The sequence below is a fragment of the Streptomyces sp. NPDC006602 genome, from assembly GCF_042870385.1.
Taxonomy (GTDB): domain Bacteria; phylum Actinomycetota; class Actinomycetes; order Streptomycetales; family Streptomycetaceae; genus Streptomyces.
The window spans coordinates 83486-99145 of the sequence record NZ_JBIAHG010000020.1 but is presented as its reverse complement, the minus strand read 5'-3'; the positions used below and the strand labels follow the sequence as shown (position 1 = coordinate 99145).

Below are 15660 nucleotides of genomic sequence, written 5' to 3'. Positions count from 1 at the left end.
TTCGTCCCCTTGACGATAATCACCATCCGCGGTTATCGTCGTTCAGACGAAAAGCGAGGGGATCTCATGGCTGACATCACCCGGCGCCTCGGCCTGCGCCACCTGCGCGGCGCACCGACGGCGCACATCCGGCACCACCGCGCGGGCCGGCTCCTGCACGACGGGACGGGAGTGAGCTTCTGGTTCCGGTCACTGACCGCTGCGCTGTCGGAGGTACCGGTCGACGACCGGGAACTGGCGATGACCTTCCACGCCCGTACGTCCGACTTCCAGGACGTGGCGGTGCAGGCGACGGTCACCTACCGGATCAGCGACCCGGGCGTCGCCGCCGCCCGCCTCGACTTCTCCATCGACCCGGACACCGGCGTGTGGCGGGGCGCGCCGCTGGAGCAGCTCGGCACGCTGCTCACGGAGACGGCCCAGCAGCACGCGCTGGACGTCCTGGCGCGCACACCGCTGGCGGCCGCGCTGGTCGACGGCGTGACGTCGGTGCGCGAGCGGATCGCGGCCGGCCTGGAGGCCGAGCCGCGGCTGCCCGCGACCGGCATCGAGGTGGTGGCCGTACGCGTGGTGGCGCTGCGCCCCGAGCCGGAGGTGGAGCGCGCGCTGCGCACCCCCGCCCGCGAGCAGATCCAGCAGGAGGCCGACCGGGCTACGTACGGACGGCGGGCCCTCGCGGTGGAACGGGAACGGGCCATCGCGGAGAACGAGTTGGCCAGCAAGATCGAACTCGCCCGTCGCGAGGAGCAGTTGGTCGACCAGCGCGGCACGAACGCCCGGCGCGAGGCCGAGGAGCACGCGGCGGCGGACGCCGTTCGGGCGCAGGCGGAGGCGGCACGGACGGTGCGGCTCGCGGAGGCCGAGGCGGCTCGTGCCGTACGGCTGTCCCGTGCGGAGGCGGAAGGGGCGCGCGAGGTCGGCGAAGCGCGGGCCCAGGCGCAGGCCGCCTGGCTGCGGGTGCACGCGGAGGTGGACGTGGCGACGCTGCACGCGCTCACCGGGACCCGGATCGCGGAGAACCTGCCGCGCGTCGAGAGCGTGACGGTGTCGCCGGACGTGCTGACGGGGCTGCTGGCCAAGCTGGGTGCGCGGGAGCGGGCGTGAGCCTGGCACCGCGGGTCGTCGTCGTCCATCGCACCACGGAGTACGAGGAGTTGGTGGCCCGGCACGCCACGCACGGACAGGCCGCCTTCTTCCTCTCCTCCCGGGGCCGGGACATCGCGGAGCTCGCCGAACGACACCGCCGGACGCGGCAGGCGCTCGCCGAGGTCGGCGCGGCCGTCCCACTGACCTGGCGTCAGGCTCGAGTGGTGCGGGCCGACTTGGACCGTTTCCTGTTCGCCCCCGAGGACGTGGTGGTCGTGGTCGGGCAGGACGGGCTGGTGGCGAACGTCGCCAAGTACCTCGGCGGACAGCCGGTGGTGGGCATCGACACCGACCCCGGACGCAACCCCGGCGTACTGGTCCGGCACCGCCCACGGGACGCGGCGGCACTGCTGCCGGCCGTCCTCACCCGCTCCGTCGGCCTCGAGGAACGCACCATGGTCGAGGCCGTCGCCGACGACACCCAGCGGGTCGTCGCGCTCAACGAGATCTGTCTGGGAGCCGTCGGGCACCAGACAGTCAGATACCGCCTGGGCCTGGAGGGCGACGGGGGTGTCGTCGAGGCCCAGGCCTCCTCCGGGGTGCTGGTGGGCACGGGCACCGGCGCCACCGGGTGGATCCGGTCGGTGTGGCAGGAGCGCGGCGGCCACTGGCCGTTGCCCTCGCCCACCGAGGCGCGCCTGCTGTGGTTCGTCCGCGAGGCCTGGCCGTCCCCGGCCACCGGCACGTCGTCGGTGGCCGGGGAACTCACCGGGTCGTCGGGTCTGCACATCACCGTCGAGTCGGAACGGCTCATCGCCTTCGGGGACGGGATGGAGACGGACGCGGTGGAGCTGACGTGGGGGCAGTCGGTGCGGGTGGGGGTGTGCGGGGAGCGGTTGCGGCTGGTGGGATGAGGGAAGGCGCCGGACGGGTGTCAGCTGCTGGGCTGGGGCTGAAGCAGCTCTGGGCGGGCCAGCATGCGGCGGGCCGTGCGGCCGGGGTGGAGAGTGGCGCGGGCGACGATCCAGCCGGCGAGGGTGTGCGGTTCGGCGGGGTCGGCGGCCAGTTCGTCGTCGTAACGGACGAGCGCCGCGCCAGGATCGCCGGCGGCGAGATACTCGTCGGCGGTGTGCGGGGTGGCGGGGCGGAGCGCGAAGGCGTGGGTGCGCAGGTCCGGCCAGGAAGTGCGGTCGGGGCGGAAACGGGGGGCGCCCGCCGGGAACGCCGCGTCGTCCGTCGGAGCCACGTTGCGCAGCCGCCACTCGGTGCGGTGCAGTGCGGCGGCCGTACGGGCCCGGGCGAGGGCGGAGGCGGGGACCGGCTCGCGCAGCCAGCCGTCCAGCGTGCGCGCCAGGCCCGAGACCAGCGCACGCCCCTGGGCGGTGAGACGCCCCTCGGCCAGCAGGGTGCGCACGACGAGCCGACTCTGCAGGCGACGCAACGCGAAGTGGTACCCGGCCTCTTCTTCGGCGACGGCCCGGTCGTCCCACGCGGCGGACGTGCCGGTCCTCGCGCCGGACCCGCCGTCCTGGCGGCCGGTCCCACCCTCACTTACGGCCGTCCCGCCGGACCGCATGTCGGCCCCGCGGCCTCCTGCGCCCACCCGGCCCTCCCGCGCGGCGGCCATGCGGTCGCGCCAGAAGCCCGCGACGCCCGTGAAGGCGTACGCGCCGTGCAGCAGGCCGGTGAGATGGCGGGGGTCGGGGCGCCAAGGGGCGTAGTAGCGCTCTTCCCGGTCGTCGTCGAGCAGCGGGAAGAGGTGGAGAAGGGCGGCCAGCTTGCTGTGCTGGAACTCGTGGACGAGCGTCTCGGCGAGGGCGAGCGCGGACGACGGGCGGGCGATCACCATCGCGCCGAAGGAGTCGCCGCTGGAGGCGGAGACCTGGACGGTCGGCGGGGCGGGAGGAAGCGAGCTCGTGCGGCCCCAGGGCACGACCGCTCGGATCCACGCCGGGTCGAGCCGCCCGGGCCCCACCCCGCCCGGAACGGCGAGCACGGCGACCGCCTCCTCGAACACCCCCTGCCACGCCTCCGCCTCCGCGGTGTCGAGCCGGGCGGGCGGCAGGGGGTCGTCCAGGTCGCGGTAGGGGTCGAGGTCGTCGAGGGGGATGGCGACGGTACCGGTGGGCGTCGGGTGGGTGAGGGTGCGCAGGGGGAGCCAGGAGGAGGCCGCGGCCACGCCAACGGCCACGGGGAGGGCATCCCGGTCGTCCCGCGGTTTCACGTCGTCCCGCGGTTTCACGTCGTCCCGCGCTCCCCCGCCGCGATGTATCGTCCCCGCCGGATCGGCGTCAGCCGCTCCGGCGCGCTCCGCCCGCGGTGCCACGGCGTGCGCCGCACGTGTCCCCGCCACCGGACCCGACTCCGAGGCGCCGACCTCCCCGCTCCTGAGCTGCACGGTCCCCGGCCGGATCGACACGACCGTCGTATCTCCGTCGCGCCCGGGCCCCGCAAGGGTCAGCTCTCCCCCGCTCGTGCGGGCCCGTCCGACCGTCAACCCGCCTTCCCCGTCCGGGAGTCGGGCCAGCCCCAGGCCGGGCAGAGACAGCGCCCCGTCCGACAGGGCGACCCGGAGTTCCGCGTCCGTGCCGGCGTGCAGGGATGCGGTCACCGCGAGGGCGCAGAGGTGGCCCGCCTCCGCCCACAGCGGTGGTCCGGAGGCGGTGCCGTGGGCCCGGCGCAGGACGTGGGCTGTCCAGCCGCCGGTCGCGGGGGCGAGCAGCAGCCGGTCGACCGGCTCGGGGGCCCGCGCGGCCGCCTCTTTCAGGACGTGCCAGGCGTCGGCGGCCGGGGTCAGTGGTGTGGGGAGGGTGTCGAGTCGGTCCAGGAGGGTGCGCAGGAGCAGTAATCGGCGGGCCCGTTCGCCTCGTTCGAGGAAGGCGACGGCCGCCGCGGAGCCGCCGCCCGCGGCCAGTTCCGCGAACAGCCGCTCGGGCATGTGGAACGGGGCGGGGCGCTGCTCACTGCTCATGGGCGGGGGACCTCCGGTCGCGGGTGCGGGCATGCGGGTACCCCGACGGGCGCACGAGGCCTCGTCAGGGTTCTGCCGTCGGGGCGGGTCGCCTATTCGGCGCGGGCGCCCCCGTTCCCCTCACCTCCGCCCCGGATGCTGCTGCGGGCGCGCAGTACCTCCTCGAGAAGACGGGCGTTGGGGTGGAGCGGAGCGAGACCGTCCACGGCGGTCAAGGGCAGCGCCGCGAGGTCCGCCAGATCCGACTCCCAGACGTCGGCATGCCGAGCGGCGGCCGACGCGCGAGCGGTGGCTGCGGGGTGGTGCAGTGCGGGCGGCTGGTCCAAGATGCTCCCCCTTCTCGCACGGTGGCACGCGATGCCCCGTGCCCGTGTCCTTTTCCATCATGGCCATACATGCCCGGGTCGAAAACCGTACGATCACGCCACTCGATCATTTCCGATCGCTTCGACGCCTCGCCGAGGCCTCGAATTCATGTAGCGCCGCGTCGAGTTCGTCTCTGCGCTCGGAGTCGTCGTCGAGCGAGACGACGGCGTCGAGCAGCTCCCACAGGGCTTCCGGGTGGTGCCGGGCGAGCCCGTTGAGTATGCCTGTGGCATCCGTGCGGGCCTTGGTGTGACGGGGCAGCATCGCCGTGACACGCGGGTTCAACGCGGCGACCACCGTCTGCCGTTCGGTGGGGTCGTACATCAACGGGTAGGCGAGCAGCGCCTCCACGGCCCGCAGCAGCGGCGAGAGCGGACGCCGCTCGGGGGCCTGGCCTGCCACGGGAACGATCTCGGTGCGTTCGGGGCTCTGCAGCCGGATCTCGGGATACTGCAGAGTACGGCCCGCTTCCCTGAGGGCCGCGATACGTGTTCGTACGGCCGGAAACAGTTCCTCCGGATCGGGCGGGGCGGGCAAAGCGGACGCGCGGTCGGCCAGCAGACCGAGCAGCACCTCGGAGAAGAGACCCGTGCCGCGCTCGGGGTCGTTGGCGGCGACCCGGCCGCGCCCGGCGGCCCGCAGCAGGGTCTGCCGATGGGCGAGGTTGCGCCGCCCCACGGGCAGCGCGTCGGGCGGCAGGGCCTCCTGGAAGCCGAGGGTCTCCTCGAAGGTCTCGCAGGCGTCCACGATCCACAGCTGCTCGGCGAAGGCGGGCACGGCGTCGCCGGCGTACCGGGCGAGCGCGGAGTCCAGGTCGATGCCCAGCTTGTCGGCGGTGGTGGCGTCGGCGCAGAACAGCCGCAGGTGGCCGGCCCGGTCGAGGACTCCGTGCCCGCCCCACCACACCCAGAGCATGTCCCCTTGGGCCTGGGGCAGTTCCCGCACCAGGGCGCGGCGCAGGGTGGCGTGGTCGGCGGGTTCGTACGGGACATCGGGGGCGTACGGCGGCAAGGGCGCGAGGTGCAGCCGCAGTCGGTCCTGCGGCACCCCGGCGTCGCGCAGCAGCCGGTGGAAGGCGACGGCGTCCCGGGCGGGCCCGGGCAGGTCCCAGCCGGACCCGGCGTCGTACTTCTCGACACCGACGATCAGGGCGTGCACCCGGGCGGGATCCACGACCGGGTCGAGACCCGTCACGGCAGCCGGTCCACGATGTGGCGGTAGACCGCGGGGTTGGTCCAGTAGGCGCTGTGGGCGGCCGGGAAGGGCTGGCGGCTGTCGACGGCGACGTCGGTGACGCGCCCCGGGAACAGGCCGGCGCCGAGGTAGGAGAGCAGGTCACGGCGGTCGTACAGGTTCAACCAGTCCGGGACGTGCGGCGGCAGCGGGGCGGGGTGTTCGAGGGTGGGCAGGGAGCCGGACTCGTACAGGAAGGGCCCCTGGGAGCCGGCGGTGACCAGGAGGCGGACCTGGGGCAGCGGGGCGGAGATCAGCGTGTCCAGGGCGATGATCCCGCCGAGGCTGTGGCAGACCAGCACGACGGGCGGCTCCAGGCCCGCGACGAGTGTCCGCAGGTCCGCGCGGACCGCCTCGCCGCGGCTGAGGTAGCGCAGGATGTCCCCGGCCGCGGGGTGCGCGGCCTCGGTGAGGGCGCGGCGACGGCGTACGACGGCGCGGGACGCGGCGGATCCGGCGGCCCGCAGCAGCAGGGAGCGCAGCCCGCGTTCCGTGCCCCGGGGCGGTGCGCCGAGGGCTTCGGTGAGCCGGTCGACGACGGCGTCCCGGGTGTCACCGACCGGGACGAGCGGCGCGTCGGCGTTCAGGGCCTCGGCGATGACCCGTGCGGCCAGGCTGCGGGCGGCGAGAGGCGTGAGGTCGTCGGGGTCGAGGGCGTCGGCGGCGGGGCCGAGGAGCGGATGGGCCGCCAGGTCGGTGGCGGCACGGGCGAGCCCGGGGCCCAACTCGGCGGCGGGCGCGTCCCCTTGGGCGGCGAGTGCGGACAGCTGCACCTGCAGCTTCTGTTCCGGCGGTACGGATCCGGGCGGGCGCTCCACGACCGGTTCGGCGCCGGCCGCGGCGAGGGCGAGCTCGGCGTACCAGTCGGAGTAGAGGGCGGCCCAGGCGGCCGCGGTGTCGTCATCGACGGCGGGGCCCTCCGCGAGGCCGAGACCCAGCCCTCGGGCCGTACCCCCCGCATCCACCTGCGCCGGGAGACTCACCCCGCCCGCGGCGAGCGTGGCGCCGTGCGCGCCTCCCCAGTAGTACGGCACGATGCGAAGTCCGTCGCGCAGGGCGGTCAGCCCGGCCGCCACGCGCCCCGCGAGCTCCGAGAAGCCGGGTTCGCGCACCCCTGTTCCATGAATGAAGACGACCGCCGTCATGTGCCCCCCGTGACACCGGTGCAGCGTTGTGTACGACTCCCCTTACGCCGTCAAGTTACCAGTATCATCAGGGGGTTGGGGTCGAGCACACGTGCGAGGACCCTCCCGCGGCCGGACCACGGCCAGGACAACTGGACACCAGGGGGACACCGTGAGCCCTGACGCGATGATCAAGCATTTCGTGGGGGCCGCGGCCCTGATCCTGGTGGCCGCACACGCCGCCGGCTGGCTCGCACGGAAGCTGAAACAGCCCTACATCGTCGGCCAGTTGACGGCGGGCATAGCGCTCGGCCCCTCACTCCTCGGCAGCCTCGCGCCGGACGCGTACGAGAGTCTCTTCCCCGACGGCATCGGTCCGGCGCTGACCGGGTTCGCGCAGTTCGCCCTGGTGGTGTTCCTGTTCGCGGTGGGTTACGAACTGGACCTGAAGGTCCTCGGCGCTCGGGCGCGCACCGCGGCCACCGTCGCGCTGGCGGCGTTCGTGGTGCCGATGGCGGTGGGCAGCGGCTGCGCACTGCTGTTCCAGGAGCAGCTGCGGGACCTGGGCATGCCGCGCCATCTCTCCCCCGCCATGGTGGTGTTCGCCGGGGTCGCCCTGTCGATAACGGCGGTGCCGGTGCTGACGGCCATAGTGCGGGAGAACGGCCTGGCCCGTACGGTGCCTGGCGTGGTGGCCGTGTCGGCGGCCGGCCTGCTCGACGTGATCGGGTGGACCGTACTGGCCGGAACCATGATGGACAGCGGCAGCGGCGAGCACGCGGTGGCGTGGCCGTGGCGGGCACTGCTCGCGGTCGGCTTCACCGCACTGATGCTGGTGGCGGCCCGCCCGCTGCTGCGCAGGCTGCTGTGGGGGCCGCGGACCCGGATGGAGCCCTCGCTGCGGCTGGCGTTGCTGATCGGTTTCGCCCTCGGGTCGGCCTGGGTCACGCACTCCCTCGGACTGCATGTCATCTTCGGCGCGCTGCTCGCGGGGGTCGTGGTGCCCCGGGAGGAGAGCGGGACGCTCGATCCGGAGCTGGTGCGGCCGCTGCATGACGTCAGCTCGCTGCTCCTGCCCTTCTTCTTCGTCGTCTCCGGGCAGTCCGTCGCCCTCAACACCATGGACGCCACCGGGTGGGTCGCCCTGCTGGTGGTGACCGTGCTGGCGATCACGACGAAGATCGGCAGCGGGACGGTGGCGGCACGGCTGGGCGGGCTGGACCGGGACGACGCCCGGACCGTCGGAGTCCTGCTGAGCGCCCGCGGCCTCACCGAACTGATCGCCCTGAACGCGGGCCTCCAGGCAGGCCTCCTGAGCGAACCCCTCTACACGGTCCTCGTCTTCATGGCCCTGGCCACCACCCTCCTCACCCAGCCCCTGCTCCTCCTGGTCCGCCACCTGGCCGAACGCACACACCCGGTCCATTCGGACCCCGTACCCGTGGCAGACATGGGCTGACATCCCATCGCCGAGGTGCTCGACCCACCTGGGGGCGCGGGGAACTGCGCGACCAGCCCCCACCGGCCCGCACGGTGAACCACGACCCCGCGCCCACCCGAATTCCGCCCGACCGCCGGAGGCTACAGCGGCATCGGCGCCAGGTCGCACTCGATGCGCCGCCGCTGACGCGCCGCCAGCAGCCACGGGTGATCGGCACGCAGAACCCTGCTGAACCCGTCCACGGCCTTGCGCTGAAGCTCGTCCGCCTCCGGCCCGCGCCCCAGGCCCCGCAGGTCCAGCGCGAGGTTCGCCGTGCAGGACAGGGTCAGCGGATGGTCCTCGCCCGCCCCCTCGGCGAGCAGCGGCAGATTGGCCTGGTCGATCTCGTGTGCCCGCTCGAAGTCCAGGCGCGCGTACGCCGTGTTGGCCTGGCCGAGGGCGACGGTCAGGGCGATGACATGGCGCTCGCCCACCGTCTCGGCCAGCCGGCCGGCCGCGGCGTCCTCGTGCTCCTGCGCGGCGTCGAGGGACCCGAGCGCCCTGAGCGTGGCGGCCAGGTTGGCGCGGGCCAGCAGCGTGTAGGCGTGGTCCTCGCCGAGGCGCTGCTCGTAGCGCCGTAGCGTCACGTCGGCCAGTTGGCGGGAGCTGTCGAGGTCACCGGCCAGCCGCTGGTCGACGGCCAGGTTGATCGCCGTGGACAGCGAGTCGAAGTGGTCGGGGCCGTAGCGGGCGACGAAGCGCCGCAGGGTCTCCTCGGCGAGCTTGGCCGCCTCGGCGAGCGCCCCGTCGCGGCGCCGGCAGACCGCGAGGTTGCGGGCGATGCGCAGGGTGAGCGGGTGTTCCTCGCCGAGCGCGGTGCGCGCCCGCCGGTGGACGTCCTCCTGGAAGTCGCGGGCGCCCGGATAGTCGCCGCCCTCCCGCATGTCGATGGACAGGCCGTTGAGGGTGTTGAGGGTGAAGAAGCTGGCCGGGCCGAACAGCAGGTCACGCAGGCGGGCGTTCTCCTGGTCCAGGGGCAGCGCCTCCTTGAACTGCCCGCACAGCCGCAGGTCGACGCCCCAGCTGTGGGTGGCCCGCAGCGTGGCCGGGTCGTCGGAGCCGAACAGGGACCGGGCCAGCTCGGTGGCCTCCTTGCCGAGGTCTCGCGCCTCCTGGAAGCGGCCCTGGTAGCGGCGGGCGTCGGCCATCTCGCACAGGGAGTCGATCAGCTCCTCCGGCTCGACGTCCATCCGGCGGGAGACCTCGAGGGCCTTCTCGGAGAGCGGGACCGACTCGGGGACCTGCCCGATCTGGCGCAGCAGGAACGAGAAGCTCTTCGACATCCGGATGACGTGGATGTCCTCCTCGCCGGAGGCGGCGAGCCAGGCGCCCCAGGCCTGCCGGCCGAGATCCGCGGCGCCTTCGTGGTCGCCCCAGTAGTAGAGGAACCACACGGTGTCGTAGACCAGTTCGCGCACCCACTGGTCGGTGCTGGTGACGGCCTGCGAGGTGAGCACGTGCGGCAGCAGTGCCTGGTAGGCGCGCCACTCCAGCGAGGAGCCGTAGGCGCCCGGCTTGGCGGCCGACAGCAGCTGGTGGGCGGCGTCCCGCATCCGCTGGCGCTCCTCGCGGCTCAGCTTGGCCAGGAGCACGGTCTGCAGCAGGCGGTGCATCTGCAGGGTGTCGGAGCGCGGGTCCACCTTGATCAGCGAGAACTGGCTGAGGTCGCGCACCGCGCGGTTCAGCCGGATCGACTCGCGCAGCAGCGGGTCGATCTCGGGGGTGATGCTGACACCCCGGCTGCCGCGCAGCATGGACCGCGGGATCGGCTCGGGAGCCATGCTGGCGCAGATGTCGAGGAGCTGGCGGGCGCCGGGGTTGTTCTGCTGGATCCGCTCCAGCGAGATGTCCCAGGCGGCGGCGACGGAGACCGGGTAGTCGGGGTTGGGGTCGAGTTCGAGGATCTCGGGGCTGCGCTGGTCGAGCAGGTCGAGGTACTCGTCGACGAGCATGCCGGTGACCGCGCGCCAGGCGCCCGCCTGCTCGACGGCGAGCGGCAGGTCGCCCAGGGCCTCGGCGAGCCGGTCGGCGTCCTCGGCGCTCAGGTCGGGCGAGCGTTTCTGGAGGAGCTCGATGGACTCCTCGCGCTCGAAGACGTTCACCGGCAGCGGGGTGGCGACCCGCTCCCAGGCCCGGTTGCGGGAGGTGACGATGACCTTGCCCGGCCCGTTGGTGGGGAAGTAGTTGCGCACCGCCTCGACGTCCTCCGCGTTGTCGAAGACGAGCAGCCAGTTGTCGTACGGCGCTCCGGCGCGCAGCGCTTCCAGTACGGCGGGCACGGCGGTGTTGGCGGCGGGGGCGCCGAGGCTGTCCTGGCCGGTCGGGGCGACGCCCAGCTGGGCGGCCAGACTGGCGAGGGCGGCCAGGATGAGGCTCTCGCGCTCGGCGGGGATCCAGCAGATCACCTTGTAGTCGTGCTGGTGGGTGTAGATGTACTCCAGCGCGAGCTGGGACTTGCCGACGCCGCCGAGGCCGTGCAGTGCGTGCGGCAGGACGGCCGCGGTGTCCTGGGCGCTGAGCTGCTCCTCCACGGACCTCAGCAGCGTCTGGCGGCCGACGAACGACGTGTTCCTGAGGGGAACGTTCACCAGAAGAGCCGGTGTTGCGGTCGTGGTGCTCTGCATGAGCTGCTCAGCCTCCGGGGCTTCTTGTTGGTTCGCGTCGGTTACCAGGCTCTGCACGGGGGGTTCTCCAGGTCCGTCGGGGACGTTCGCTGGATCCCTGCCTTCTCCGCCGCCGGATGATCCCCCGCCGCCCGCGTGGTTCACCTCGGAGAGTGAGCCGGCGGGCAAACGGGCAGGCACCCGTTCGGCTGTACCGGTCCCGAGCCTGGCGAGGTTGGGTTCGATGCGTTTGGCGCGTTCGGAGTACGGTCCCGAGAGCGCGCGCATCACGGCCAGTTCGCTGCGCACCCAGCCGTGCTCGGCGGGGTCGGGCAGGGTGGTGCCGGTCGGGTCGCGCAGGGCGGCGCGCAGGGCGAGGCCCCGCTCGCCGGCGGCGGGCAGCTCGCCCACCACGCTGACGGTACGGGCGAGTTGGCTGCGGGTGGTGGTGGCGAGCAGCGCCTCGCGCACCCCGTCGGCGAACTCGGGCCGGCCCTCGCCGCCGCTGTCCCAGTCGATCAGACCGCCCATCAGGATCTCGGCGAGGTGATCGGGGCCGGTCTCCGGCATGGTGCGTCGTCGCAGCTGTTCCACGAGGTCGAACTCGAAGGGAATGGCGGCGAGTTGGGTGGCGAGCCGGCGGGCGGCGGGGGTGGCGAGGGTGAAGAAGCGGCGTACGGCGGCGGTGGCGGCGCGTGGGAAGCGCGGGGCGCGCAGTCCGGGCGCGGGGGCGCCCTTGGTGAGGGTGCCGGCCAGGACGACGGGCAGGGCGCGGCGTACTCCGCGTTCGCCGGTGACGAGGTCGGCCCAGGCGGCGACGGATCCGGCCTTCAGGGACAGCACGGGCACCGGCACCGAGCCGTCGCCAGCGGCGGGCAGCGGGCGCAGCGGGTCGGGGCCGCCGGGTGGCGCCCAGTGGGCGAGGCCGTTGTTGGCGGCGCCGAAGCCGCCGGCCTCCAGGACCGCCTGGTAGGGGTAGAGCGAGGAGCGGTGACGCAGGTGCGGCGGCAGCAGGTGGACGAGGGCGGTGGGGCCGGCGTGGGCGAGCCGGCCGAGCAGCTCGTCGGCGGCGGGCGCGGCCCAGCCGTGGGCGAGGCCGTCGGTGACGACGAGGAAGATGCGGCCGCCGCGTCCGTCGAGGAGTTCGGCGGGGTCCGCGGCGGCCCGGCCGGTGTCCCAGCGCAGGGTCGCGGACCCGGTGCGCGGCACGTTCACCCGGACCGTGCGCACGCCCCGGAAGGCACCGCTGTGCTCGGCCGCCCGGGCGAGCTGGCCGGCGGCCTCCTCCCAGATGCGCATGGTGGGCGCGTCGTCGGTGAGCAGGACGAGGTCGAAGGCGGAGGTGCGGGCGGGCCGCAGGAACGGCAGCCACATGCCGTCGACGAGGCCCTGCTCCGCGGTGGTCTCCTCGTCGAGCTCCAGGGTGTCGCGGGAGGGAATGCGCCGAGCGAGCTGGTGCAGGGCGCGCGCGAGCAGGGCGGTGGCCCGGCCGGACCCCTGCTGCGGACGGTCCTCGGGCAGCAGCGGTCGCCCCACGTGCAGCGCGAAGGGCCCTTCGGGGTCGGGTAACAGCCGGGCAGGTACGGCCAGTTCACCACTCGCGCCGTCGGTGTCCGACGGTCCGGGCCGGTGCGCGGGGTCCCGGGGCGGCGGGGCCTGCAGTCCGGGGGTACCGGCGTCGGCGGGCGAGCGCCGCGGCGGACGTACGGCGGCGGCGGGGCTCGCCTCGTCGGGGGTGCGCGCGTCGGGGCGTCGTACGGCGTCGGCGTCCGTACGAGTGGGCTGTGCGGTGGTGGGCGTGGTGTCGGGGCCCTGTGCCGCGTCGTCACCGGCCGGACGGTCGTGGCGCGACCAGTGCGCTGCGAGCCAGACCGCGTCGGCGACCTCCTGCCAGCGTGGCGCGGACCGCTCCTCGTCATGGGGCGGGCGGCCCGGTGCGTCCTGGTCCGGGGCGTCCGGGAACGTCGCTCCGTGCTCTCGCGGGTACTCGACGGACTCGGAGAACGCCGAAGGAGGCGACGACCCCGATACGGGACCTCCGTCGCCGAGCCCGGACGCGCGCTCCCTGGGAAAGCCGGTCATTCAGCGGCCCTTCGCGAGGTCGCGGAGCAGCATTTCCACGAGCTTACGCCCGTCACCATCCGCCTGGAAACCACCCGCGGTAGTCATCTGGACAGCGTTGAGTAGCTGGTCCAGGGAGTGGGTTCCACCGGCCTGGACCCGCTGTACGAACAGGTCGACCAGGTCTTCGGTGCCCTGCGGGCGGCCTTCGAGGTGCCGTTCGACCATGGCCAGGAGTTGCTCCCGGCTGGGCGTGCGCATCTCCAGCGGCAGGCAGCGCCGGCGGAAGGCCGCGGGGAATTCCCGCTCTCCGTTGCTGGTGATCACCACGACCGGGAACTCCCGGGCCTCGACCCGTCCGCCGCGCACGAGGGCGTGCCCGCCGGGGTCACTGGTGTGGACGCGCGCGGTGTCCGCGGCATCGCGCACCAGCTCCGGGACGTCATAGCTTCCGTTCTCCAGGACGTGCAACAGGTCGTTCGGCAGGTCGATGTCGCTCTTGTCGAGCTCGTCGACGAGAAGCACACGGGGACGATCGTAGGGCAGCAGGGCGGTGCCGAGGGGACCCAGGGTGATGAAGTCCCCGAGGAACGGCGGGAGTTGACGATCTCTTGACGTCAGACCGATGTTGACGTCCTCGTCGGCCGCCTGCGCGGCGACCAGGTCGGGTGCTCCCGCGGCCCGCAGCCCGGCCTGCCAGGCGGCGATCGCCTGGGCGCGTCCCATGGCGTCGTGGACGTAGAGGCCGTCGCGCAGGGTCGTACGGCTGACGATGTTCCACTCCAGGACCCGGCCCAGGCCCAGTTCCCGGGATATCAGGTAGGCGAGGGTGGACTTGCCGACGCCGGGCGGGCCGGTGATCAGCAGGGGCCGGCGCAGCAGCAGGGCGGCGTTGACGGTGTCGATCTCGTCCGGACCGAGCTGCGGGGTGATGTCGCCGGGCCCCAGGCGGCGCAGCGCGGCCTCCGGGTCGTCCGGCGGGGCGGGCTGGAGCGGTTCGCCGCGGAACCGGCGCCAGGGCGGCGGCTCCGGCAGCCGGGGCGGGACGGCCGGGGCGCTGCCCGTGGCGTGAAAGACGCGCCAGCCGTTCGGGGACGTCTGCTCGTGCGCGCTCATGCCGGTGCCTCCTCGCCGGCGAGATCGCCGGGGTCGATGTCAACGAGTCGGGTGGGGTCGTCCCAGAAGAAGCCGATGTGCCGACCGAGGAGCCGGCTCGGCCCCTGCGTGTGCGACTCGGCTTTCTGGCGCAGTCGGTGAATGGCCGTCGGGATCTGCGCGGGCGTCGGCACGGCGGCGAACACGGCGGTCACCACCTCCCGGCGTTCCTCGTCGAAAACCCCTCTGCGGTCCCAGACCGCGAGTCCGATCCCTTCCGCGATGGCGGCCTTGAGCGCCTCCAGGGCACGGCGGTCGGCCGGGGCGTCCAGCACAACGGCCGTATGTCTGTTCTCCCCAGCGAGCACGGCCTGCCATGCTTCCAGGCGCCCACCATCGGGTTCACTCCAGCCGTGCACCGTGACCCCGTGCTCCCGCAGGGTGCGCCAGCGCTCCCGCCACTGCTCCCTGACCAGTGCGTCGTTGCTGCGCATGCGCTCCAGGCTCCGCAGGTGCACTGCGTACCTCAGCCCGAGCGGCAGCGGCCGTCCGTCTCCGATCCGGTGGGTCAGCGCGGCGACATCGTGGTTGAGGAGCTCGTAGGGCAGGACGAACTCGATGTAGGGCGGCGGCTGCACGCGTCCGCCGGGGCCGGGTTCGCGCGGCACCGACCAGAGCAGGGCGCCCTGCGCGAGGGCGTGTTCGACGGCGGTGCCGAGGCGGTCGAGGGTGGTGGTGGCCGGTTCGCCGGGCTGGGGGTTCCAGTGGCCGGGGACGGTGTTGAGCCAGGGGCGTACGACGATCTCGCCGGTGCCGTCCCGGGCCGGTTCGACGGCGACGATCAGACAGCGCGGGATGTCGGGGTCGCTCGCCGTGCCGGCGCGCGCGGCCCTGCGCCGCTCCAGCTCCTGGGTGAGACCGGCGCGTCGGGCCCAGTCGTCGGCCCAGCCGGACAGGGCGGCGCGATGGCTGGGGGCGAGGGCGAGCTGGGCCGCCCGGTCCAGGAGGAGCACGGCGGGCGGCAGGCCGTCCGGTTGGGTGTTCCACTCCAGGACGTGGGTGAAGAGCTGTTCCGTTGAGAGCCCGGTGGGCAGGTCGAGTCCGTTGAGCTCCCCGACCAGGTCGTCCCGCAGTCGGGGCGCGGAGATCTCGCCCTTGGCCAGGACGGCACGGGCGCTGCTCTCGTCGTCGCGGCTGAGCGGGCCGAGCGGCGTCTCGGAGGCGGCGGCCGGGAAGGGGTCGATCAGCCGGTCGAGTTCGTCGCCCGCCGGGTTTCCTTCGAGGAGACGGACCACCCCGACCAGTACGCGTTCCCCGCCCGCCACGTTCAACGCGACGCGCACCAGCGCCACCACGTCGTCACGCTGCCGGACACCGCGTACGTCGACCGGCCGGCCGAGGTACTGTCCGAGGAGCGCGGCGAACTGGCGGCGGCTCTCGGAGTCCTCGGTGCAGCTCAGCTCGCACAGGCCGTCGGTCAGATCCTGGAGGAGCTGTAACCCCCGCGGGCGCGCGGAACCGTCCTCGGGCCTGTCCAACCCCGCGCCTGTCTTCACCGACTGTCCCCCATGAAGCCGGTATGCCTCCCTGACCGACCTGCGAAGTTAGCACGGCAACTGGCGGTTCACCAGGGACAAGTGG

Annotated in this window: 10 protein-coding genes; 3 read left to right on the top strand and 7 right to left on the bottom strand. The window is 73.7% G+C overall.

Going from position 1 to position 15660, the window contains the following annotated elements; translation table 11 throughout:
- The first annotated feature begins 66 nt into the window (after nt 1-66).
- Together ACFYO2_RS34895 and ACFYO2_RS34890 are read left to right on the top strand one after the other, a co-directional pair.
- Complete coding sequence (locus ACFYO2_RS34895; protein WP_388357256.1) at nt 67-1104, top strand: SPFH domain-containing protein; 1038 nt, start codon at nt 67-69, stop codon at nt 1102-1104.
- Nucleotides 1101-2000, top strand: coding sequence for a hypothetical protein (locus ACFYO2_RS34890; protein WP_388357253.1), 900 nt, complete (start codon nt 1101-1103; stop codon nt 1998-2000). The genes ACFYO2_RS34895 and ACFYO2_RS34890 overlap by 4 nt, the downstream gene beginning before the upstream one ends.
- 20 nt (nt 2001-2020) lie before the next feature.
- On the opposite strand, the gene ACFYO2_RS34885 is transcribed toward ACFYO2_RS34890, so the two are convergent.
- From ACFYO2_RS34885 to ACFYO2_RS34870, 4 genes are all read right to left on the bottom strand, one after another.
- Nucleotides 2021-4057: an aKG-HExxH-type peptide beta-hydroxylase gene (locus ACFYO2_RS34885; RefSeq protein WP_388357250.1), complete on the bottom strand. Its 2037-nt coding sequence runs from the start codon at nt 4055-4057 to the stop codon at nt 2021-2023.
- 92 nt (nt 4058-4149) lie between these two features.
- Nucleotides 4150-4383, bottom strand: a complete 234-nt coding sequence (locus ACFYO2_RS34880) for a hypothetical protein (RefSeq protein WP_388357247.1) — start codon at nt 4381-4383, stop codon at nt 4150-4152.
- A 106-nt stretch (nt 4384-4489) separates the two neighbouring features.
- On the bottom strand, nt 4490-5617 hold the full coding sequence (locus tag ACFYO2_RS34875) for a caspase family protein (RefSeq protein ID WP_388357245.1): 1128 nt from the start codon (nt 5615-5617) through the stop codon (nt 4490-4492).
- On the bottom strand, nt 5614-6768 hold the full coding sequence (locus ACFYO2_RS34870; protein WP_388357242.1) for a hypothetical protein: 1155 nt from the start codon (nt 6766-6768) through the stop codon (nt 5614-5616). The genes ACFYO2_RS34875 and ACFYO2_RS34870 overlap by 4 nt, the downstream gene beginning before the upstream one ends.
- 184 nt (nt 6769-6952) lie before the next feature.
- On the opposite strand from ACFYO2_RS34870, the gene ACFYO2_RS34865 reads away from it, so the two are divergent.
- Entirely contained in the window at nt 6953-8239 is a 1287-nt protein-coding gene (locus ACFYO2_RS34865; RefSeq protein WP_388357239.1) for a cation:proton antiporter, read from the top strand.
- 122 nt (nt 8240-8361) lie between these two features.
- Here ACFYO2_RS34865 and fxsT read toward each other — a convergent pair whose 3' ends face one another.
- From fxsT to ACFYO2_RS34850, 3 genes are read right to left on the bottom strand one after another with little or no spacing between them, the layout of a single operon-like run.
- Nucleotides 8362-12945 carry an FxSxx-COOH system tetratricopeptide repeat protein gene (fxsT, locus tag ACFYO2_RS34860; RefSeq protein WP_388357236.1) on the bottom strand — a complete coding sequence of 1528 codons (4584 nt, stop codon included), beginning with the start codon at nt 12943-12945 and terminating at the stop codon, nt 8362-8364.
- Nucleotides 12946-14040 (bottom strand): AAA family ATPase, encoded by a 1095-nt coding sequence (locus ACFYO2_RS34855; protein ID WP_388357233.1) that lies wholly within the window; start codon nt 14038-14040, stop codon nt 12946-12948. It lies immediately after the preceding gene.
- A complete protein-coding gene (locus ACFYO2_RS34850) occupies nt 14037-15557 on the bottom strand; it encodes a hypothetical protein (RefSeq protein ID WP_388357230.1) in 1521 nt (506 codons plus the stop codon). Before ACFYO2_RS34850 ends, ACFYO2_RS34855 begins: the two co-directional genes overlap by 4 nt.
- Between the last annotated feature and the right edge of the window lie 103 nt (nt 15558-15660).

Bases quoted from the DNA above. Each gene is read 5' to 3' on its own strand.
- fxsT (WP_388357236.1), bottom strand. From the start codon at position 12,945: ATGACCGGCTTTCCCAGGGAGCGCGCGTCCGGGCTCGGCGACGGAGGT.
- ACFYO2_RS34895 (WP_388357256.1), top strand. From the start codon at position 67: ATGGCTGACATCACCCGGCGCCTCGGCCTGCGCCACCTGCGCGGCGCA.
- ACFYO2_RS34855 (WP_388357233.1), bottom strand. From the start codon at position 14,040: ATGAGCGCGCACGAGCAGACGTCCCCGAACGGCTGGCGCGTCTTTCAC.
- ACFYO2_RS34885 (WP_388357250.1), bottom strand. From the start codon at position 4,057: ATGAGCAGTGAGCAGCGCCCCGCCCCGTTCCACATGCCCGAGCGGCTG.